Here is an 18,316-nt window from a genome sequence, read left to right on the forward strand (position 1 = left end):
GATGCGTGAAGCACTGATCGTCTGGGGTGGCTGGGCCGGCCACGAACCGGAACAATGCGCCGCAATCATCAAGGACATGCTTGAGGAAGACGGTTTCAAGGTCTATGTGGAGCACAGCACGGAGGCGTTCGCCGATCCGTCGATTCACGATCTGAGCCTGATCGTCCCCGTCATCACCATGTCGAAGATCGAGAAGGAAGAGGTGAAAAACCTCGCCGACGCGATCGAAAGCGGCGTTGGCATTGCCGGCTATCACGGCGGCGCCGGCGACAGCTTCCGTGAATCGACCGACTACCAGTTCATCATCGGTGGCCAGTGGGTTGCCCATCCTGGCAACATCATCAACTACACCGTCAACGTCACGCGACCGGATGACCCGCTGATGGAGGGGATTACCGATTTCCCCTACAATTCCGAGCAGTATTACATGCATGTCGACCCCTCGAACGAGGTGCTGGCAACAACCACCTTTACCGGCGAACATGCCTACTGGATCGATGGGGTGACCATGCCGGTCGTGTGGAAGCGCAAATACGGCAAGGGTCGCGTCTTCTATTCGTCCCTCGGCCACGTCGCCAAGGAATTCGACGTGCCGCAGATGAAGACGATCTTCCGTCGCGGCGCCAACTGGGCGGCGCGCTGATCCGGCTCGACCTTGAGCTGCCGGTGTCCACCGGCAGCTCTCACATAAAAGCGCATATTTGGACAGGACACGGGTGCCAAAGCCCGTCGATATGCGTTACTGCTGTGAGAAGAACGAACCGAACAGCAAGACAATGAGCGACAACGTTATCAAGTTTCGCAAGCCGAAGCCCCCGCCGAAAGCACCCAATCCCATGCTTCGCAAGCTGATGATCATCGCCGTGGTGATTCTCGTGTTTGCCGCTGCCTGGGCCTATTTTCAGGTCACGGGCAGGCCGGCGCAGTAACCAGCGAGAGCAAGTGCAATGAGCGTTCGCCCGCCGCAATCCTTCAGGCAGTCCTTTTCGGCCGAAGGCGGGGTGAATGTACTTGAATATGAGCTTATGTCGGAACGAGCGAGTTCGCTCGGGCGCAATGGCCTCAAGGTCGAATCGGCGCTCGCTGCGCTGAAGGCCTGGAACCCCGATCGCCATGGCGCCGAGCAGCGCGAGACCTTGGTCAACAACGCCTCCGATGCAGTCTGGGCGCTCTTCGTCCAGCGCGAGATCTGTGGGCTTCGCAACAACAAGGATGTTATCCAGCGCTACGCCATTCCCGGCGAAGTGCTGGCAAGGGTCGGTGTTATCAGGAAATAGCCTCCGGTCAGGCGGTCGCCTCCGCCTCTCCGCACCAGCCCTCTTCGAAGGGTCGCTCCGCCTGATCGTTGCCCTGCCCTGGCGGTTTTCTTCAGCTGAAGAAGCGGTTTTCCGGCCGTGGCAGGCCAAGATGTTCTCGCAGCGTCGTGCCCTCATAGTCCCTGCGGAACAGGCCCCGGCGCTGCAATTCAGGAACCAGGCGTGTCGTGACGTCGTCGAGACCCTGCGGCAGGTAGGGGAAGACGATGTTGAAGCCATCCGAACCTTCCTCCTCCAGCCAGCGTTCCATCTCATCGGCAATGCTCTCAGGCGTGCCGACGAAGGCAAGGCCCGAATAGCCGCCATAACGCTGGGCAAGCTGGCGCACGGTCAGGTTTTCCTCCTGCGCCAGCTTGATGACCTGGGCGCGGCCGGTCTTGCTGGCATTGGTATCGGGAATATCATCGGGCAGTGGCGCATCCGGGTCAAAGCTGGAGGCATCATGGCCAAGCGCGATCGAAAGCGATGCGATGGCGCTATCGTAGTGAACGAGGCTGTCGAGGGCGAGACGCTTGGCGCGCGCCTCCTCGATGCTGTCGCCGATGACGACGAAGGCGGCGGGCAGCATTTTGAGATGGTCGCGATTGCGGCCGATGGCCTGCATCCGGCCCTTAATGTCGGCATAAAGTGCCTTGCCACCGTCGAGATCGCGCGGCGAACAGAAGACCACTTCCGCGGTTTCGGCCGCAAGCTGGCGACCCGGATCCGATTGGCCGGCCTGCACGATGACGGGCCAGCCCTGAACCGGTCGGGCAATGTTCAACGGCCCGCGCACGCTCAACTCCTCGCCCTTGTGGTCGAGCACATGCATTTTGTCGGGATCGAAATAAATGCCGCTGTCGCGATCGCGGATGAAGGCATCGTCGGCGAAGCTGTCCCAGAGGCCGGTGACGACATCGTAGAATTCACGCGCCCGCTTATAGCGCTCACCGTGTTCCACGTGCTCGTCCAGACCGAAATTGAGGGCTGCATCGGGGTTGGAGGTGGTCACGATGTTCCAGGCGGCGCGACCATTGCTGATGTGATCGAGCGAGGCGAAACGACGGGCGATATGGTAGGGCTCATCGAAGGTCGTCGACGCCGTCGCAGCGAGACCGATCCTCTCGGTGACGGCGGCGAGCGCCGAAAGCAGCGTGAACGGCTCGAAGGAGGTCACGGTATGGCTGCGCTTCAGCGCCTCGACTGGCATGTTGAGCACAGCCAGGTGATCGGCCATGAAGAAGGCGTCGAACTTCGCGGCCTCGAGCTTCTGCGCGAATGACTTCAGATGGGCGAAGTTGAAATTGGCATCCGGATAGGACCCCGGATAGCGCCATGCGCCGGTATGCAGGCTGACGGGACGCATAAAGGCGCCAAGGCGCAACTGCCGGGAACGGGTCATGTATTTCCTCATGGATCGGGCGAAGCGGTCGCCTGCCCTCTGCAGAATGCGGATACCGGAATGACGTATCGGTCCACGGTTACGTAGGAGCTGGAGGCCAGCAATAGAAGATCGACCATGTCGATTTTCGGCGACACGTCCGCCACCAAACCGGTCACTTCCAGGTGAGACCAGCAGAGGTGCACATTAGACGCCGGGCCAGCCAGCCTACCGCAGTCTCGGCGCCGAAGCGCCCCGGCTTGCCGCCGGCAGCCGTTGAAAATAATGGCTGGGTGACAAAAAATATCTCGCCTGGCCATCCTGTTCGAATTTAATTCCTGTCACACTTACGGTTTCAGTTCGAATATAGGCCATTGAATTTTTAAGGATTGGAAGGGGCATGACTATTGCGGATATCTCTCGGCGCAGCCTGCTGCAAGGCACCGCGCTGCTGCTCGGCTCGACCGCACTTTCGCGCATTGCTCTGGCACAGGACGTGCCGGCCGGCGGACGCCTGATCGTCGCAGCCGACTCCGAGCCGAAGAACCTGAATCCCGCCATTGTTGCCTCGAACGGCGTCTTCTTCGTTGCAAGCAAGGTGATCGAACCGCTGGCCGAAGCCTCCTACGAGGGCGCGGATGGTCTCGCACCGCGGCTCGCCACCTCCTGGGAAGGCTCGCCCGACGGGCTTTCCGTGACCTTCAAGCTGCGTGAAAACGCCACCTGGCACGACGGCAAGCCGTTCACCTCGGCCGACGTAGCCTTCTCCGCGCTCAACGTCTGGAAGCCGCTTCAGAATCTCGGGCGCCTGGTCTTCGCCAATCTGCAAACGGTCGATACGCCCGATGACCATACGGCGATCTTCCGCTTTTCGAAGCCGACGCCCTTCCAGCTCATCCGCAATGCGCTGCCGGCTGTCACCAGCGTCGTCGCCAAGCATATTTTCGAAGGCACGGACATCGCCAAGAATCCTGCCAACAACACGCTTGTCGGTACCGGCCCGTTCAAGTTCGCCGAACATAAGCCCGGCGAATATTACCGGCTGACGCGCAACGAGAACTACTGGCAGAAGGGCGAACCGAAGCTCAACGAGATCGTCTACCGCGTGCTGCCCGACCGTGAATCGGCCGGCGCGGCACTGGAAGCCCAAGAAATCCATCTTGCTGCCTTCTCGGCCGTGCCGCTCGCCGATCTCGACCGCATCTCCAAGGTCGACGGCATCAAGGTCATCTCCAAGGGCTACGAGGCGCTGACCTATCAGCTCGTCATCGAAATCAACCATCGCCGCAAGGAACTCTCCGATCTCAGAGTCCGCCAGGCGATCGCCCATGCGATCGACAAGAAATTCGTCGTCGACACGATCTTCCTCGGTTATGCGACGGAATCGACCGGCCCCATCCCGAAGAATTCCAAGGAGTTCTACACGGCCGACGTTGCGAACTATAATTTCGACGTGCAGGTGGCAAACGATCTTCTGGACCAGGGCGGCTATACAAGAGGACCTGACGGTAATCGTTTCCAGCTCAAGCTGCGGCCGGCACCCTATTTCAACGAGACGCGCCAGTTCGGCGACTATCTGCGCCAGGCGCTTGCCGCCGTCGGTATCGACGCAGTCATCGTCAATGCCGATGCGGCCGCTCACCAGAAGGCCATCTATACCGACCACGACTTCGACATCGCCGTCGGGCCGCCGGTCTTCCGCGGCGACCCTGCCATCTCGACCACCATCCTCGTCCAGTCCGGAACGCCTGACGGCGTGCCCTTCTCAAACCAGGGTGGCTATGTCAGCGCCGAGCTCGACAAGATCATCGCACAGGCTGCCGTGACAGTGGATACCGCTGTTCGTACCGACCTCTACTACAAGTTCCAGCAACTCGTGGTGGCCGAACTGCCGCTGATCAACGTCGTCGAATGGGGCTTCATCACGGTCGCTCGCGACACGGTGCTGAACGTCTCCGACAATCCACGCTGGGCGGTCTCGAATTGGGGCGATACCGCGCTGCAATCGTGATAGGGTCGAAGTCGGAATTGCTTCAGGGGCCTCGTCGGGCGTGAAACGTGCACTTCTCCTCCTGAGACGCAGGATCATCAGCAGCATTCCGGTGTTGCTGATCGTCGTGATCTTCAGCTTCTTCCTGCTCGAATCCGCCTCCGGCGATGCCGTCGATGCCTATCTCGGCTCGATCGGCGGTGGTGATGCGGCACTGATCAAGTCGCTGCGAGAGAGTTACGGGCTCGATCAATCGGTCTTCGCCCGGCTCTGGCTCTATCTGTCATCGCTCGCTCGTCTCGACCTCGGCTGGTCGGTGGCCTTCGACCGGCCGGTGCGGGATCTCATCGCCGAGCGGCTGCCAGACACGCTGCTCTTGATGGGAAGCGCGACGGCGCTGTCATTCGGGCTTGGCGCAGCGCTTGGCATCCTGGCAGGCGCGAAGCCGGGCAGCCTGCGTGATCGTTTTCTCTCGATCGGTTCACTGATCATCTATGCTATTCCGAGCTTCTGGCTGGGACTGGTGTTTAGCATCCTCTTTTCGGTCAAACTGCGCTGGCTGCCGATCGCCGGTATTGAGACCATTGCCTCCGGCAAAACAGGGCTTTTCCGAGCGTTTGATATCGCAGAACACCTGGCCCTGCCGGTCGGAGCGCTCTCCTTCATCTATCTTGCGCTGTTCCTGCGCGTCATGCGCGCGGGCATGGCGGAGGCGTGGAAGCTCGATTTCGTGCTGTTTGCCCGGACAAAGGGTCTGTCGCGCAGCCGCATCGTGCTTCGCCATGTGGCGCGCAATGCGCTGCTGCCGCTCGTCACCATGCTCGGTCTGCAGTCCGCCGCCATGCTTGGCGGCAGCGTCGTCATCGAGAGCGTCTTTGCCATTCCAGGCTTCGGCAGGCTGGCCCAGGAGGCCGTCAACGGCCGTGACGCGCCGCTCCTGATGGGCATCATCGTCACCAGCGCCTTTCTCGTCATCTGCATCAATTTCATCGTCGATCTCGTCTATGCCGCTCTCGATCCGCGCATTGGCTCATCGGAGGGCCGCGCATGACCCTGCTCAAGCGTCTCCTAAGGACCCCGGAGGGGGCGATCGGCCTTGTCATTCTCGCAGCCCTGCTTATTGCCAGCCTGCTGGCCCCGGTGATATCGCCGGGAGATCCGCTGCGGATCGCCGGCAGGGCGCTGCTCTCGCCCTTCTCTGATCCAAGCCTACCGCTCGGCACGGACCGGCTGGGTCGCGATGTCCTCGCCGGCCTGCTCTATGGCGCTCGGACCTCGCTGGCCGTCGGGATTGCCGCAGCCCTTTCCGCCATGCTGCTCGGGCTTTTTGTCGGCATGGCTGCCGGCTTTGCCGGCGGCGCGGTTGACGAGGCATTGATGCGCGTCGTCGATGCCTTCCAGATCGTTCCAGGCTTCCTGCTGGCGCTCGCCTTTGTCAGCATCATCGGTGTGTCGACGCCGGTCGTCGTCTTCGCGATCGCCCTCGGCACCTGGGCCGATCCGGCACGGCTGACGCGAGCGCAGGTGCTGTCCATCCGCGAGCGGGATTATGTCGCTGCCGCCCGCGTGATCGGCATGCATCCGGCCGAGATCGCCTTCAAGGAAATTCTGCCGAACGCCTTGCCGCCGGTTCTGGCGCTGTCGGCCACCATCGTCGCCGGCGCGATCCTGACCGAAGCGGCCCTCTCCTTTCTCGGTCTCGGCAATTCCAATCTCGCCACCTGGGGCTCGATGATCGCCGAAGGCCGCAGCGTATTGCGCTCCGCCGCCTATCTTTCGGTTCTTCCCGGTCTGGCGCTGGCGATCACCGTGCTCGGCGTCCACCTTTTCAGCGAGGGCCTGACGAGGGCACTTGGTCATGAGGGAGGCTCCCGATGAGCCCGCCCTTCTGCAGCGTGAGAAACCTGTCGGTCCGCTACGGACTGGAGGCAGCGCTGAAATCCGTCGACCTCGATATTGTCAGGGGCGAGAGGCTGGCGATCATTGGCGAAAGCGGTTCGGGTAAAAGCACGCTTGCCCGGACACTTGCCGGCATTTTAGCGGAGCAGGCCAGGATCGAGGGCGAAATAACCTGGCCGGCGCTCGGCCACGCGCCGCTCCCCGGCCGTGATTTCGGTTTTGTCTTTCAGGACCCCGGCACCAGCCTCAATCCGGTGCTGACCATCGGCGAGCAGGTTGCCGAAGTCGCCAGAAGACACCTCCGCCTCGGCTGGCGGCAAGCCTATGTGCATGCCGCGGAGCTCCTGGATCGCGTCCGCATACCGCAACCCGCAAGCACCATGCGCGCCTTCCCGCATCAGCTTTCGGGCGGCCAGCGGCAACGCGTGGCGATTGCCGCAGCAATAGCGGCCAAGCCCGCCTTGCTGATCGCCGATGAGGCGACCAGTGCACTCGATGTCGTGGTTCAGGCAGAAATCGTCAGACTGCTCGACGGGCTGGTTCGTGAGGAAGGCATGACGCTGCTCTTCATCACCCATGATATCGCACTCGCCTCTGGCTTCGTCGATCGCGTCGCCGTCTTCCGCAACGGTGAACTGGTCGAGGCCGGTCCCGTCCGGTCGGTTCTGTCATCGCCAGCCGAGAGCTATACTGCCGCCCTCATCGCCAACCATCGCGATCTTTCCACGCAGCCACTGATTACCGAGATGGTGTCATGAATGGGCTTCTGACCGTGGAGGCATTGTCCAAGGCCTATTCCAGCTCCGGCCGCCAGGTTGCGGCTCTCGACAATATTTCCCTGACAATCACGGCCGGCGAAACCCTGGGCCTGGTAGGAGCCTCGGGCAGCGGAAAATCGACGCTATCGCGCGTCCTTCTCCGTTTGCTGGAGCCTGATACCGGCTCCATCCGGTTCGAAGGAGAGGATTGGCTCGCACGTCGCGGCGTCGACCTGCGGCGCAGGCGCGCGCATATGCAGATGGTATTTCAGGATCCGCTCGGCGCCTTCAATCCGTTGGCCTCCGTCGCCTCGGTTCTCGACGATCCGCTGCGCATTCACGATATCGCGGACAGGAAACAGCGGCCGGCCGAAATCGCCGCCCTGCTGGAGCGCGTCGGCCTGCCCACCGCCCTTGCCTCCCGCCCAGTCCGCACGCTGTCGGGCGGCCAACGGCAGCGCGTCGCCATTGCCCGCGCCATCGCGACGCGGCCCTCCCTGCTGGTGCTGGATGAGGCCGTCTCCGCACTCGATGTGACCGTTCGGGGCCGCATCCTTCAATTGCTGGTCGAGTTGCAGCGCGAGCGTGGCCTTGCCTATCTCTTCATATCCCACGACCTCGCGGTGGTGCGGGCGATCTCGCATCGCATCGCCGTCATGGATGCCGGCCGCATCGTCGAGGAAGGACCGGCAGCCGATGTCGTCACTGCACCGCGATCCGATGCGGCGCGCCGGCTCATTGCGGCCGTGCCGCGCCTCGTTACCGAACCCACTTGAAGGAAGCTACCCATGACCGAAGCCTGGAACCCGCTCTACGCGCCGGCCTACCCGGCAGAACGTTACGCCATTCTTGCCCGCCGTATCGGCGCGATCCTGAAGACGGATAACGACGTGCTGCTGGTGCAGGCCGAGGCCGTCGTGGCGCTTGAGGCCGTTGCGACCAGCCTTGCCAGACCCGGCCTTGCAGCGCTGAACATCGTCACCAGTTCCTATGGCGGCTGGTTCGGGCAGTGGCTGCGGCGTGGCGGCGCTGAGGTCATCGAAATCGTCGCCCGACCCGGCCGGCCGATCGAAGCCGAGACGATTGCCGCGGCGCTGGATGCCAATCCCGGTGTCCGTGCGCTGGCGCTCGTTCACGCGGAATCGGCAAGCGGCATCCTCAATCCACTGCCCGAAATCGTCGCGCTGGCGCAGGCACGAGGCATCGTAACGGTGGTCGATGCCGTAGCGTCCGTTGGCGGTCATGCGCTCGATGTCACCGGATTGAGCATCGATATTGCCGTCATCGGCCCGCAGAAGGCACTTCGCGGACCTGCCGGCGTTTCCGCACTCTCGGTCAGTCCGCGAGCCTGGGAGCTGATCATGCATGATGATGCACCGCGCAACTCCATCCTGTCACTCGCCGAGCTGAAAGCCTGGGTGAATGGCGGCCGCGGCGCTTTGCCCGGAACGCCCGCGCCGCTGGAATTTTTCGCCTTGGAGGCGGCCCTCGACCGGGTTGAGGCGGAAGGCGTCGAACAGACCGTCGCTCGCCATGAGAAGGCCGCTTCCGCCACCCGAGCCGGTTTGTCAGCGCTGGGAGCAAGCCTTTGGGTGCCTGCCGAACAGGCGTCAAACCTGGTGACAACGATCTCCACACCGACAGGCGTGGAGCCCACATCGGTCATCCGCTTAGCTGCGGGGCTGGGTGTCGACCTGACGGCCGGTATCGGCACCGGTCTGTCGCATCTCATACGATTGAACCACACAGGCCCACGAGCGACGTTTCAGACCGTGCTCGCAAATGTCGTGACCTATGGCGAAGCGCTGCGGCAAGCCGGTTTGGCAGCGGATGTCGGCGCCGCATCGGAGGCGGTTGTCAGGGCCTATAGCGGCTGACCTTCAATACCAGGAGAGCGGTGTCGGCTGCCAGAAGAAAAGCTCTTCCTCCCGCAGACTGTGCAGTCGATTTTCGAAATCCTCGCCCGTTGCACGTGCAGGTGCTTCGAAAACCTGTTGCTCATGGCCTCGTGGAGATATCGCCGGAAGATCGGGCTGCGGAAAAGGCCTCCTCTCACCGCAGCGCCAATCTTCCGGCGCCTCTTGAGAATCGAGCCTTTCCGATGCACGAAGGGAAAATGAAAACATGCCGAGGATGACGGAATGGCAGACGCACGCGGACTTCGGATCGAGTTTGAGAACCATGCGACCCTGCTGAAATGGCACCGGCTGCGCCGGCGAATGGCGGATCCGCTGTTTTCGGCTGAGGTGATGGCCGAAGGCTTCAAGGCTGGCGCATCGATGGAGCTCGATCTTCGAGTGCGCGCCGATGGCGGCTTTGTCGTGCTGCATGACAAGGAGCTGGAAGGCGAGACGACCGGGCACGGCATCATTGCCCAAAAGAGCCCGACGGAACTGCGAGACCTGCGGATGAAGGACGGCAATCGCCCCCTCCTCTACAGCGAAGATCTGGCCGCCATGCTGCAATCGGCCCATCCAGACGCGTTGCTGCAGTTCGACATGAAGGACGATTACGAGGTGATCGGCGAAAAGGGGATCGCCCATCTGGCCGAACATCTGAAGAAGATTTCCGCCTCCGTCATCGTCAGCGCCGGTAGTCTAGATCTGATCCTGGCCGTCAAGGAGAAGCTGCCGCATCTGCGCCGTGGTATCGACCCCAGCGACAGGCTTGGCGACGTCTACAGGACCGAAGGCTGGAAAGCGGTTGAAAAGGAACTGCTTGCCGATCTGCGCGGCCCGACGGAGCCGGAAACAATCTATCTCTACTGGCCGATGCTGCTCGATGCAGCAAAGGCAGGCCTCGATATGATCGCGCTCTGCCACAGCGAGGGCAAGCTCGTCGATGCCTGGACTTTCACGCTGAAGGATCCCGACGGCGGTTTCAGCAATTCCGAATGGACGAACTTCTCGGCACTGGTCGCTTTAAAGCCGGATCAGATCACTACAGACGAAGCACCGGCGACCGAACGGGCATGGCTGAAGCGCATGGCGGGCTGATCAGCCCGCCAATCCCTCGAACTCGACGAGGAAAGCGAATTCCTCTGCCAATCCCGGCGAATGGGCGATGATCGGGCCGCCATCTTTCAGCAGTCTATCGACTGATGGAATGGCAACTTTCGCGCCAGCCTCGGCGGCGATCAGTGCACCGGCAAGCATATCCCAGGCATTCAGATGCCGTTCGTAAAAGAGGTCGGAAACACCTTCCGCCACACGCACGAGATCGACTGCCGCTGCCCCCATGCGGCGATAGTCCATGCCACGTTCGTAAAGCCGCTTGGAGAGCGCCGCATAGTCGTCAAAGCTCGTCTTGCGCGAATGGCCGAGAACGACGATCGCATTGGCGGGATCGGTGGTCGGGGCGGCGTGGATCGGCTGGCCCTCCTTGAAGGCGCCGCAGCCGCGGATAGCGGAAAAGACCTGATCATTGGCCGCATCATAGATCACGCCGATCCCCACCTTGCCATCGACGACGAAGGCGATGGAAACACCCCAGTGGCGGAAGCCACGGATATAATTGGTCGTCCCGTCAATGGGATCGACGACCCAGGTTCCTGCCGAGCCGGACTCACCGCCGGTTTCCTCGCCCATGAAGGTATCCTCAGGGAAGCGCGCCAGCAGTCCCGCGCGGATCGCCTGCTCTGCTTGCCTGTCTGCGATCGTGACGAAATCCTGCAATCCCTTATTCTGGACGTTGAGCGCGCCCGGCTTTCCTTCACGCCTGAAGCGCGCAGCCTCGCGTCCAACGTTGCGGGCCACGTCGATTGCGACCTCCGCCCGCGCGGTCAGAGCAGAGGCATCGAATGCGGAACTCATCAAGCAGTCCTTCTTTTGATCAGCGTCACGGGGGTAAATTCGACGCGGGCGGTCATATCCGGTTCGGCCATCCTGGACATCAGCAGATTGACCGTTTGTTCAGCCTGGACATCGCACGGCTGGCGGATGGTCGTGAGGTCGTAGGCCGCCCAGCTTGCCTGGGGAATGTCATCATGGCCAATGATGCGGATCGGTGGCTGCTCCTCGCGGCCATGCTCCCTCATCATCCGGTCGACCACGCCGCAGGCCATGTAGTCATTGGCGCAGAACAGGCCGTCGATGCCGAGCGAGGCAAGACCGGCGGCGGCGTCATAACCGTTCCGATAGTCGTTAACCTTCAGCTCCACGAAGCGTGGATCGAGGCCGCGTTGACGGCAGGTCATCATAAAGGCTTCGCTGCGTCGCCTTGCCGTATAAGAGATGGCAGGCGCGGCCATGACCGCCGGCGCCTTGACGCCGCTTTCGATGAGATGCGTGGCGGCAAGATGCCCAGCCATGCGATCGTCGGAGATGATACGATCGACGAAGGGAATATCATCGCCCTTGTTGATCAGCACGATCGGCACGCCTTCGGCAGCGCATTGCTCGCAGATCTCCGTCGGCGGTGCATCCGACGTGACGATGACGCCCGAGACGGCATAGTGCAGCAACTGGCCAATGACGGTCGAGGTGTCGGCTTCCTTTGAGGTCGGCAGCAGGATCGGACGAAAGTTGCGGGCGAGCAGGACACGTGCCAGATGCTCGATCTGCAGCGTACGGAACGGATTGTCGAGACCGGCGGCGACAACGCCGACGAGATCGGAGCGCTTATTGGTCAGGCTGCGGGCGAGATAGTTCACCCGATAGCCGAGATCCTTCGCCGCCTGATAGACCTTTTCGCGCGTTTTCGGCGAAACGCTGGCATCCGGCGTGAAGGCGCGCGAAACGGCGGCACGCGAGACGCCTGCCACACGCGCCACGTCGAAGGAGGTGACCTTTCTCGGCCCCTTGTTATCCTTGTCTGCCATGTCTCTCACCCCCAGCGGCCGGGCGCATCAGATCGGGCAGGTCTGTACAGATGCCGAGCACCGGAAGCTTTATGATGTCGGAAAGAATGGCCGGCCTCTCCTCATGCCACAACACGATCTCACGGCCCTCGCCGAATGCCCGCTGCATCAGCTCTTCGCTCACGAGATCCTGCGGCCGTTCGCCGGCCCGTTCCCAGCAGAGATGCAGGATATTGGCACCGGCCTCGTCACCCGCCGCATGCGGATCGTGGCCGACGCGGATCAACACCGAGAGCGGATAGTCGCAACCGGCATCGCGAAGCTCGCGCACCTGTGCCGTATCGAAGGAGCCGAGGCAGGCGAAGCGCTGGTTCTTTTCGTGAAGTTGCTTCCAGCACAGAAGCCCCGTGCCCGGCGCCTTAAGCTCGATGTAAAGGCCCGTATTGGTCCGCCGGCCGAGAGCCGCGACCGCCTCGAAGGTCGGAACATCGACGCCTTCGAGGGCCGCAAGTTCGGTGGCCGTCATCTCGGAAATGCGTCGATCGATGCCGAAGACACGTTCCAGATGGTCGTCGTGGGAGACCACGACCACGCCGTCCCTGGTGAGCTGTATGTCGAGTTCCCACATTTCCGCGCCAAGTTCGGCAGCGCGCTGGAAGGCTTCGAGCGTATTCTCCCGCTCATGGCCGCTCGCGCCGCGATGGCCGATGCAGAAAGGCAGATATCCCTTGTTCGAGGGCCAGCCGTAGCGTTCGAAGAAAGTCGAGAAGTCACGCATCGCTCAGAGCCTCCGACCTTCTTCGTCGAATACGAACACGCCCTTGCTGTCGATCGCCCACCTCACCTCATCACCGACGGTGATGTCATTGCGGACCGGCTGGATGGAACGCAGCAGCGAGCCGCCGGCAAGCCGTACGTCGTAAAGGTTCTCGCGACCCTGCGTTTCGGCGAAGGTGACTTTGCCCGTAACGGCGATATCGCCGGCCGGATTGAAATGTTCAGGGCGCACGCCGAGCGTCAGCTTGGTGCCCTCGGCAGCCTGGACCGAAACCGGCACGCGGATCTCGCTTTCAGGCATGGCAAAAGTGCCGTCCTTCATCACGCCACGCAGGAAGGTAATCGGCGGATTGCCGAGGAAACCGGCAACGAAGGCGGTGCGTGGATCACTATACATTTCGGACGGCGTGGCGATCTGCACGATCTCGCCTTCCTTCATGATGGCGATGCGGTCGCACATGCTCATCGCTTCCACCTGATCATGGGTGACGAGGATCGCGGTGATGCCTGTCTTGCGCTGGATGCGGCGAATTTCCGAGCGCATTTCGAGGCGGAGCTTGGCATCGAGGTTGGCGAGCGGCTCGTCGAGCAGCAGCACGTCCGGTTTGCGGATCAGCGCGCGGGCAAGGGCCACACGCTGCTGCTGGCCGCCGGAGAGCTGTGCCGGACGGCGTTCCATCAGGTTGCCGATGTGTACGAGGCCGGAAATCCGCTCGACCTCCTTGCGGATGTCGGCGGTATTGACGCCCTTGACCTTCAGCGGAAAGCCGATGTTTTCGGCAACCGTCATGTGCGGATAGAGCGCGTAGGATTGGAAGACCACGCCGACATTGCGCATTTGGCTCGGCAGGTCGGTTACGTCGCGATCACCGAAGAGGATGCGGCCACCAGTCGGCCGGTGGATGCCGCAGACGGCAAACAGCGTCGTCGATTTGCCGCAGCCCGAGGGGCCGAGCAGCGCCAGCATCTCGCCGCTGCCGACTTCGAGCGTCATGTTCTCGATGACCTTGGTGGAGCCGAAGCTCTTCGAGAAATTGTCGAGGAGGATGCGCATCAGCCTTTGCTCCCGCCGCCATAGATGTTCATGAGGTATTTGTTGAAGAGTGCGTAGGCGATCAGCACCGGAATGAGGTAGAAGAGGCCAACCGCCTTGAACATGTTGAAATCGTAGTTGTTGTCGTCGGCAAGGAAGCCGGCGAGATAGACCGAGAGCACCTGCACCTGATTGCCCGGCGCCAGCACCTGCGGCAGGATGAACTCGCCCCAGCCCGAGAGGAAGGAGAAAAGGCCGAGCGCCATGATGCCGGGTTTGACCTGCGGCAGCACGAGGCTGCGCCAGACCCGGAACCGCGAAGCGCCGTCGACGACGCCGGCCATTTCGATCTCCCAGGGCACCGTGTCGTAGAAACCCTTCATCAACCAGATACCGAGCGGCAGATCGATCGCCGCCTTCACCAGGATCACGCCGATCAACGAATTGTAGAGACCGATCATCTGCAGCACGATGAAGATGGCGATGATCAGCGTCACCGACGGGAAAGCGTGCAGTACCATGACACCGGCAAGGAAGAAGCCGCGCGCAGGGACATTGAGCCGCGAGAGCACATAGCCCGCCATCGACGAGACGATGAGCACCAGGCTGGTGGTGCAGGCCGAAAACAGCAGCGTGTTCAACGTCACCTGCCAGATGTTCGCCTTGCCCGCCGTCGTCTGCCACAGGAAGCGCCAGTGATTGAGCGTCAGGCCGGAGGGCAGCAAGGCATCCGGCTGCTTCACCGTCACGGTGTCGAGGAAGAGATAGACATACATCAGGAGCAGCGGCAGACTGACGATGGTCAGTGCCGTTATGACAGGCCAACTGCGATAATTTGCCGAGGGCTGCGAGCGTTCGGCCATGGTCAATCCTCGATCAGGGGCTTGGCGACAAGCGTGCCGTAGTTGAAAACGCGCAGATAAAGAAGCGACAGCGTCACGCCGATGACGACGAGCACCAGCGCCATGGCGGCACCCAACCCGTATTCGAGATTGCCGGCATAGTTCCTGAGCGCGGTGTGATAGGCGGAGAGCGCCCAGACCTCGGTCGCGTTGCCCGGACCGCCATTGGTGGCGAGCAGGATTTCATTGAAGGAGGCAAGCAACGACAGGGTCTGATAGCAGGTGACGAAGAGGATCGGCCAGCGCATCTGCGGCAGGATAATGTAACGGATCTGCTGCCAGCGCGAGGCGCCGTCGACCTCGCTCGCATAGAACTGACTCTTAGGAATGGCCTTCATCGCCGACGAGAACACCAGCATGCCCATCGAGGCGCCGATAAAGCCGTTGATCAGCACGACGAAGAACCAGGCATTATAAGCGGTATCGAGCAGGTAGTTCTTCGGGGGGTAGCCGAACTTCCCCATCAGGATCGAAATGAAGCCGCTGTCCCAGGCGAGCCACTTCCACAGCATGACGTAGATGACGACAGGCGTGATGCGCGGCAGGAGCCAGATGCCGCGAAAGATCGAGGCTGACGTCGGCGGCATGTAATGTGTCCAGATGGCGAGCAGCAGCGCATAACCGACGTTGAAGAGCATCAGCACCAGCGCAACATAAAGTACGGTATTGAAAAGCACGCGCGCCATGTCGGGCGAGTTGGCCATGCGTGAGAAATTGTCGGTCGTCCAGGTCCAGCCGGTATAGGTGGTCTTAGCGACGGCTTCCTTCTGCTCCGGGGTCAGCTTGAAACCAAGCGTATCGAGAGCGGAGAAGAGCTGGTCCTTGCTGTCGAAGCGGGTGTTAAGGACGGAGCGGTTGAACTGTTCCGAGATCTGCTTGACCTCGCGTGTCGAAGGTCGCTCGGCGAGATCCTTGATCATGCGCTCGACGTCGCGGCGTGCCGGGAAAACCTCGCCTATATGTTTGGCGCGCAATTCCGCAGCAATCCCCGGCGCCATCCCGAGGCCCTCGACGGCCGTGAGGCCCGCCTCGTCGATTGTGTAGCGCGGTTTGGCCATCTCGGCGGCGATGTCGGGCATCGCCGATTTCAGTGCGATCAGGGAGTTGGGTGCGATCTGGTAGACACCGCCTGATATGCCGGTCGCGGTCGTCATGTTGGTCATCGAGAAGACCGCCGTCAGAACCACCGGCATCAGGAAGAACAGGACAATCATGATCGCCGCAGGCGCGATCATCACCAGTCCGAGCGTTCTGGACGATTTCATGGAAGCCTCTTATCGCGAACCGACCGGGCGGCGGTGGCCGCCGCCCGGAAGAGTGCTTCGATCTTAGCGGATGACGATCTTGTCGCCGAGCGTGCTCTTCAGCTCGCCCTCTGCATCGCTGACCGCGGCGTCTACGGTCTTGGCGCCGGTCCAGGATGCTTCGAGGTTCTTCCACATGATGTTCCAATATTTGCCGAAATCGGAATTGTTCGGCATCGCATTGGCATGCGGCAGCAGGCGCTCGGTGGCTTCGCGGGTCCAGCGGTCGGCCGCGTAGAAGTCGACGGTGGATTCCGACTTGGAGATGCCGAGATGGGCTGATTTGACCGCATGCAGCGCGTTGGTGCGTGGCTCGGAGGCGATCTTGACCAGCTGAGCGGCGATCTCGGTGTCTTCCTGATCGTGACCTGCGGTCAGGAGGTAGACGAGCGGGTGGGTCAGCGTGTTGGCCTTGCCGCCTTCGCCGGCCGGGATCAGCGTGAAGACGATATTGCCGAAGAAGTCCTTCAGTCCTTCCTGATTGACCATGCGGGCATAGTGCCAGGTGCCGGCGTCCCAGATGCCGGCCTTGCCCGTGGAAACTTCCTTCCACCACTGGTCGCCCGGCATGCCGATATGGTTCTTCTTGGTAACGCCGGTTTTAACGGCATCGGCGAAGAACTGATAGGTACGGGTCATCGCCGCCTTGTCGAAGACAAGCTTGCCGTCTTCTTCCATAGTGCCGCCGAAGGACGTGTAGAACTGCCAGTAGTCAGGGCCGTTGCTGGTGCGCGGATAGAAGCCGTAGCCGGGCTGGACGAGGCCCTTGTCCTGCATCTTTTTGGCGTCTTCGAGCAGGTTCTTCATCGTGTATTTGCCGTCCTGGACACTCTGCGGCAAGGCATCGAGATCGGCATCGCTGTAGCCGATCGCCTTCATGTAGGGCTTCCAGAAGAACATCGGCCGGGATTCGGCATCCTGCGGAATGCCGTAGACGGCGCCGTTATAGGAGGCGATCTGCATCAGGTTTTCATAGATGTCGCTGAGCGGCCAGGAGTCGAGATCGACATAGTCCTCGATCGGGACGATGAGACCGGCCTGCGACCAGGGCGCGATGTCTTCATGGCCGCTGACGACGATGTTCGGAGCGGTCTTGGCTTCTGCGGCAAGGGTCAGCGCCTGCTTGAAATCCTCCCAGGCGGAATAGGGCTTCTTCTCGACGGTGATTTTCAGGTCTTCACCCTTCAGCGCAGCTTCGCGCTGCAGCTGCTGGGCTGCGATCTCGATGGCATCGAGGCGATAGACGTCGTTCGGGCCGGTACCGCCGGCCCAGACGCTGATGTGAACGTCCTTGGCAAGCGCGAGAGCGGAAGTCGAAGCCAGGATGGCGGCTGCGACGGTGAGGGATTTCAGTGTCGGCAAAAGAGTCATTTTCTTCATCTCCCCAGAAGAGCAGTGTGAGGCCTCTTGACGGGTCATCACTGGTGTTGACGGCCGTTCCGATAACCCCACGAAAACGTGGCGTATCCCGCTCTAGAGGGCGAACGTAACGGCCGAATGACAAAATTGAGCACGTGTGCAAATTTATTATGACGATGTTCTCGGCGCGGTCAATTGCCGATCAAAAGACGGGGCCAGTTGCCAGTGAAAATCGTCATCGAAGGGTGCTGAGGCAACGTCGACAGCCGCGACATGGCCTCGTCACGACCACGCCGTCAGCTCTTCGCATCGTTCAAAATCGCGCGCTTGCCTGTATTTTCTTAATCGGCTAATAATTGCGCCGGAGCCGTTCAACAATGGAGGCGTGCAATGGCAGATATTTCTTCGTCCAACGCCTCTTTGGCATAGGCCTTCGAAGCTCCCAACCCTCGATCACATCCGAGATCCTTCAAGCTTCCCCATCCAAAGATGGCATCGTTTCGCACGCAGTGTCTGGGCGCGGTGATGTCCGCGCTATGTCGCTGCGCACTTTCAGCTTGAAAGAAGGGCGGCTCAGGATTCTGACCGCTGATGATCATGACCAATCAACGCGCCGGCGAAAGCCTGTCGGCATCCATGCGCGAGCTTTGCTCGCGGTTCAGTTTCAGAGAGATTCTCGTCGCGACGATCGTTGCCCGGTGGAGGCGTCGTCGCATGGTGAACAGCGTCGACACCTTCCCATCCTGGCTGCGCCGGGACCTCGCTTTATCCGGTGACTAGATCGGAAGTAGTATCCGGCAGGGAATGGTTTCAAGAGGAG

At 61.4% G+C, this 18,316-nt stretch carries 19 protein-coding genes; 11 read left to right on the forward strand and 8 right to left on the reverse strand.

Annotated elements, in window-relative coordinates:
* Window position 1: 1 nt before the first annotated feature.
* The 3 genes from ACK9YZ_RS28035 to ACK9YZ_RS28045 all read left to right on the forward strand — a co-directional run bounded on the left by ACK9YZ_RS28035 (window position 2) and on the right by ACK9YZ_RS28045 (window position 1,277).
* Window positions 2-643 carry a ThuA domain-containing protein gene (locus ACK9YZ_RS28035; protein ID WP_416066875.1) on the forward strand — a complete coding sequence of 214 codons (642 nt, stop codon included), beginning with the start codon at window positions 2-4 and terminating at the stop codon, window positions 641-643.
* Between the two features lie 133 nt (window positions 644-776).
* The gene (locus ACK9YZ_RS28040) at window positions 777-929 is read left to right on the forward strand and encodes a hypothetical protein (RefSeq protein WP_416066876.1); all 153 of its coding nucleotides are present in this window, start codon (window positions 777-779) and stop codon (window positions 927-929) included.
* 18 nt (window positions 930-947) lie between these two features.
* Window positions 948-1,277, forward strand: a complete 330-nt coding sequence (locus ACK9YZ_RS28045) for a DUF6665 family protein (RefSeq protein WP_216760419.1) — start codon at window positions 948-950, stop codon at window positions 1,275-1,277.
* 91 nt (window positions 1,278-1,368) lie between these two features.
* Here ACK9YZ_RS28045 and ACK9YZ_RS28050 read toward each other — a convergent pair whose 3' ends face one another.
* Window positions 1,369-2,697, reverse strand: a complete 1,329-nt coding sequence (locus ACK9YZ_RS28050) for an LLM class flavin-dependent oxidoreductase (RefSeq protein ID WP_416066877.1) — start codon at window positions 2,695-2,697, stop codon at window positions 1,369-1,371.
* Between the two features lie 379 nt (window positions 2,698-3,076).
* On the opposite strand from ACK9YZ_RS28050, the gene ACK9YZ_RS28055 reads away from it, so the two are divergent.
* The 7 genes from ACK9YZ_RS28055 (at window position 3,077) to ACK9YZ_RS28085 (ending at window position 10,319) form a co-directional block, all read left to right on the forward strand.
* The gene (locus ACK9YZ_RS28055) at window positions 3,077-4,687 is read left to right on the forward strand and encodes an ABC transporter substrate-binding protein (protein WP_416066878.1); all 1,611 of its coding nucleotides are present in this window, start codon (window positions 3,077-3,079) and stop codon (window positions 4,685-4,687) included.
* A gap of 40 nt (window positions 4,688-4,727) precedes the next feature.
* A complete protein-coding gene (locus ACK9YZ_RS28060; RefSeq protein ID WP_416066879.1) occupies window positions 4,728-5,717 on the forward strand; it encodes an ABC transporter permease in 990 nt (329 codons plus the stop codon).
* Window positions 5,714-6,544: an ABC transporter permease gene (locus ACK9YZ_RS28065; protein ID WP_416066880.1), complete on the forward strand. Its 831-nt coding sequence runs from the start codon at window positions 5,714-5,716 to the stop codon at window positions 6,542-6,544. The genes ACK9YZ_RS28060 and ACK9YZ_RS28065 overlap by 4 nt, the downstream gene beginning before the upstream one ends.
* The gene (locus ACK9YZ_RS28070) at window positions 6,541-7,323 is read left to right on the forward strand and encodes an ABC transporter ATP-binding protein (protein WP_416066881.1); all 783 of its coding nucleotides are present in this window, start codon (window positions 6,541-6,543) and stop codon (window positions 7,321-7,323) included. The genes ACK9YZ_RS28065 and ACK9YZ_RS28070 overlap by 4 nt, the downstream gene beginning before the upstream one ends.
* Window positions 7,320-8,099 (forward strand): ABC transporter ATP-binding protein, encoded by a 780-nt coding sequence (locus ACK9YZ_RS28075; protein WP_216760413.1) that lies wholly within the window; start codon window positions 7,320-7,322, stop codon window positions 8,097-8,099. Before ACK9YZ_RS28070 ends, ACK9YZ_RS28075 begins: the two co-directional genes overlap by 4 nt.
* Before the next feature lie 12 nt (window positions 8,100-8,111).
* Window positions 8,112-9,200, forward strand: coding sequence for a pyridoxal-phosphate-dependent aminotransferase family protein (locus ACK9YZ_RS28080; RefSeq protein ID WP_416066882.1), 1,089 nt, complete (start codon window positions 8,112-8,114; stop codon window positions 9,198-9,200).
* A 264-nt stretch (window positions 9,201-9,464) separates the two neighbouring features.
* Entirely contained in the window at window positions 9,465-10,319 is an 855-nt protein-coding gene (locus ACK9YZ_RS28085; RefSeq protein WP_416066883.1) for a glycerophosphodiester phosphodiesterase, read from the forward strand.
* On the opposite strand, the gene ACK9YZ_RS28090 is transcribed toward ACK9YZ_RS28085, so the two are convergent.
* The 7 genes from ACK9YZ_RS28090 to ACK9YZ_RS28120 all read right to left on the reverse strand — a co-directional run bounded on the left by ACK9YZ_RS28090 (window position 10,320) and on the right by ACK9YZ_RS28120 (window position 17,508).
* A complete protein-coding gene (locus tag ACK9YZ_RS28090; RefSeq protein ID WP_416066884.1) occupies window positions 10,320-11,135 on the reverse strand; it encodes an inositol monophosphatase family protein in 816 nt (271 codons plus the stop codon).
* Entirely contained in the window at window positions 11,135-12,142 is a 1,008-nt protein-coding gene (locus ACK9YZ_RS28095) for a LacI family DNA-binding transcriptional regulator (protein ID WP_416066885.1), read from the reverse strand. Before ACK9YZ_RS28095 ends, ACK9YZ_RS28090 begins: the two co-directional genes overlap by 1 nt.
* The gene (locus tag ACK9YZ_RS28100; protein WP_416066886.1) at window positions 12,126-12,899 is read right to left on the reverse strand and encodes a glycerophosphodiester phosphodiesterase; all 774 of its coding nucleotides are present in this window, start codon (window positions 12,897-12,899) and stop codon (window positions 12,126-12,128) included. The genes ACK9YZ_RS28095 and ACK9YZ_RS28100 overlap by 17 nt, the downstream gene beginning before the upstream one ends.
* 3 nt (window positions 12,900-12,902) lie before the next feature.
* Window positions 12,903-13,952 carry an ABC transporter ATP-binding protein gene (locus ACK9YZ_RS28105; RefSeq protein ID WP_416066887.1) on the reverse strand — a complete coding sequence of 350 codons (1,050 nt, stop codon included), beginning with the start codon at window positions 13,950-13,952 and terminating at the stop codon, window positions 12,903-12,905.
* Window positions 13,952-14,794: a carbohydrate ABC transporter permease gene (locus ACK9YZ_RS28110; protein ID WP_416066888.1), complete on the reverse strand. Its 843-nt coding sequence runs from the start codon at window positions 14,792-14,794 to the stop codon at window positions 13,952-13,954. The genes ACK9YZ_RS28105 and ACK9YZ_RS28110 overlap by 1 nt, the downstream gene beginning before the upstream one ends.
* Window positions 14,795-14,796: 2 nt before the next feature.
* The gene (locus tag ACK9YZ_RS28115) at window positions 14,797-16,098 is read right to left on the reverse strand and encodes a carbohydrate ABC transporter permease (protein WP_416066889.1); all 1,302 of its coding nucleotides are present in this window, start codon (window positions 16,096-16,098) and stop codon (window positions 14,797-14,799) included.
* A gap of 63 nt (window positions 16,099-16,161) precedes the next feature.
* On the reverse strand, window positions 16,162-17,508 hold the full coding sequence (locus ACK9YZ_RS28120) for an extracellular solute-binding protein (protein WP_416066890.1): 1,347 nt from the start codon (window positions 17,506-17,508) through the stop codon (window positions 16,162-16,164).
* Window positions 17,509-18,087: 579 nt separating this feature from the next.
* On the opposite strand from ACK9YZ_RS28120, the gene ACK9YZ_RS28125 reads away from it, so the two are divergent.
* Window positions 18,088-18,276: a hypothetical protein gene (locus ACK9YZ_RS28125; protein WP_416066891.1), complete on the forward strand. Its 189-nt coding sequence runs from the start codon at window positions 18,088-18,090 to the stop codon at window positions 18,274-18,276.
* The last annotated feature ends 40 nt before the right edge of the window (window positions 18,277-18,316 follow it).

This window comes from Rhizobium sp. ZK1 (assembly GCF_047782645.1).
GTDB lineage: Bacteria > Pseudomonadota > Alphaproteobacteria > Rhizobiales > Rhizobiaceae > Rhizobium.

Excerpts from the sequence above, each read along its gene's own strand:
- ACK9YZ_RS28035 (WP_416066875.1), top strand. The coding sequence starts at position 2 with ATGCGTGAAGCACTGATCGTCTGGGGTGGCTGGGCCGGCCACGAACCG.
- ACK9YZ_RS28040 (WP_416066876.1), top strand. The coding sequence starts at position 777 with ATGAGCGACAACGTTATCAAGTTTCGCAAGCCGAAGCCCCCGCCGAAA.
- ACK9YZ_RS28045 (WP_216760419.1), top strand. The coding sequence starts at position 948 with ATGAGCGTTCGCCCGCCGCAATCCTTCAGGCAGTCCTTTTCGGCCGAA.
- ACK9YZ_RS28050 (WP_416066877.1), bottom strand. The coding sequence starts at position 2,697 with ATGACCCGTTCCCGGCAGTTGCGCCTTGGCGCCTTTATGCGTCCCGTC.
- ACK9YZ_RS28055 (WP_416066878.1), top strand. The coding sequence starts at position 3,077 with ATGACTATTGCGGATATCTCTCGGCGCAGCCTGCTGCAAGGCACCGCG.
- ACK9YZ_RS28065 (WP_416066880.1), top strand. The coding sequence starts at position 5,714 with ATGACCCTGCTCAAGCGTCTCCTAAGGACCCCGGAGGGGGCGATCGGC.
- ACK9YZ_RS28070 (WP_416066881.1), top strand. The coding sequence starts at position 6,541 with ATGAGCCCGCCCTTCTGCAGCGTGAGAAACCTGTCGGTCCGCTACGGA.
- ACK9YZ_RS28075 (WP_216760413.1), top strand. The coding sequence starts at position 7,320 with ATGAATGGGCTTCTGACCGTGGAGGCATTGTCCAAGGCCTATTCCAGC.
- ACK9YZ_RS28080 (WP_416066882.1), top strand. The coding sequence starts at position 8,112 with ATGACCGAAGCCTGGAACCCGCTCTACGCGCCGGCCTACCCGGCAGAA.
- ACK9YZ_RS28085 (WP_416066883.1), top strand. The coding sequence starts at position 9,465 with ATGGCAGACGCACGCGGACTTCGGATCGAGTTTGAGAACCATGCGACC.
- ACK9YZ_RS28090 (WP_416066884.1), bottom strand. The coding sequence starts at position 11,135 with ATGAGTTCCGCATTCGATGCCTCTGCTCTGACCGCGCGGGCGGAGGTC.
- ACK9YZ_RS28095 (WP_416066885.1), bottom strand. The coding sequence starts at position 12,142 with ATGGCAGACAAGGATAACAAGGGGCCGAGAAAGGTCACCTCCTTCGAC.
- ACK9YZ_RS28100 (WP_416066886.1), bottom strand. The coding sequence starts at position 12,899 with ATGCGTGACTTCTCGACTTTCTTCGAACGCTACGGCTGGCCCTCGAAC.
- ACK9YZ_RS28105 (WP_416066887.1), bottom strand. The coding sequence starts at position 13,952 with ATGCGCATCCTCCTCGACAATTTCTCGAAGAGCTTCGGCTCCACCAAG.
- ACK9YZ_RS28110 (WP_416066888.1), bottom strand. The coding sequence starts at position 14,794 with ATGGCCGAACGCTCGCAGCCCTCGGCAAATTATCGCAGTTGGCCTGTC.
- ACK9YZ_RS28115 (WP_416066889.1), bottom strand. The coding sequence starts at position 16,098 with ATGAAATCGTCCAGAACGCTCGGACTGGTGATGATCGCGCCTGCGGCG.
- ACK9YZ_RS28120 (WP_416066890.1), bottom strand. The coding sequence starts at position 17,508 with ATGACTCTTTTGCCGACACTGAAATCCCTCACCGTCGCAGCCGCCATC.
- ACK9YZ_RS28125 (WP_416066891.1), top strand. The coding sequence starts at position 18,088 with ATGATCATGACCAATCAACGCGCCGGCGAAAGCCTGTCGGCATCCATG.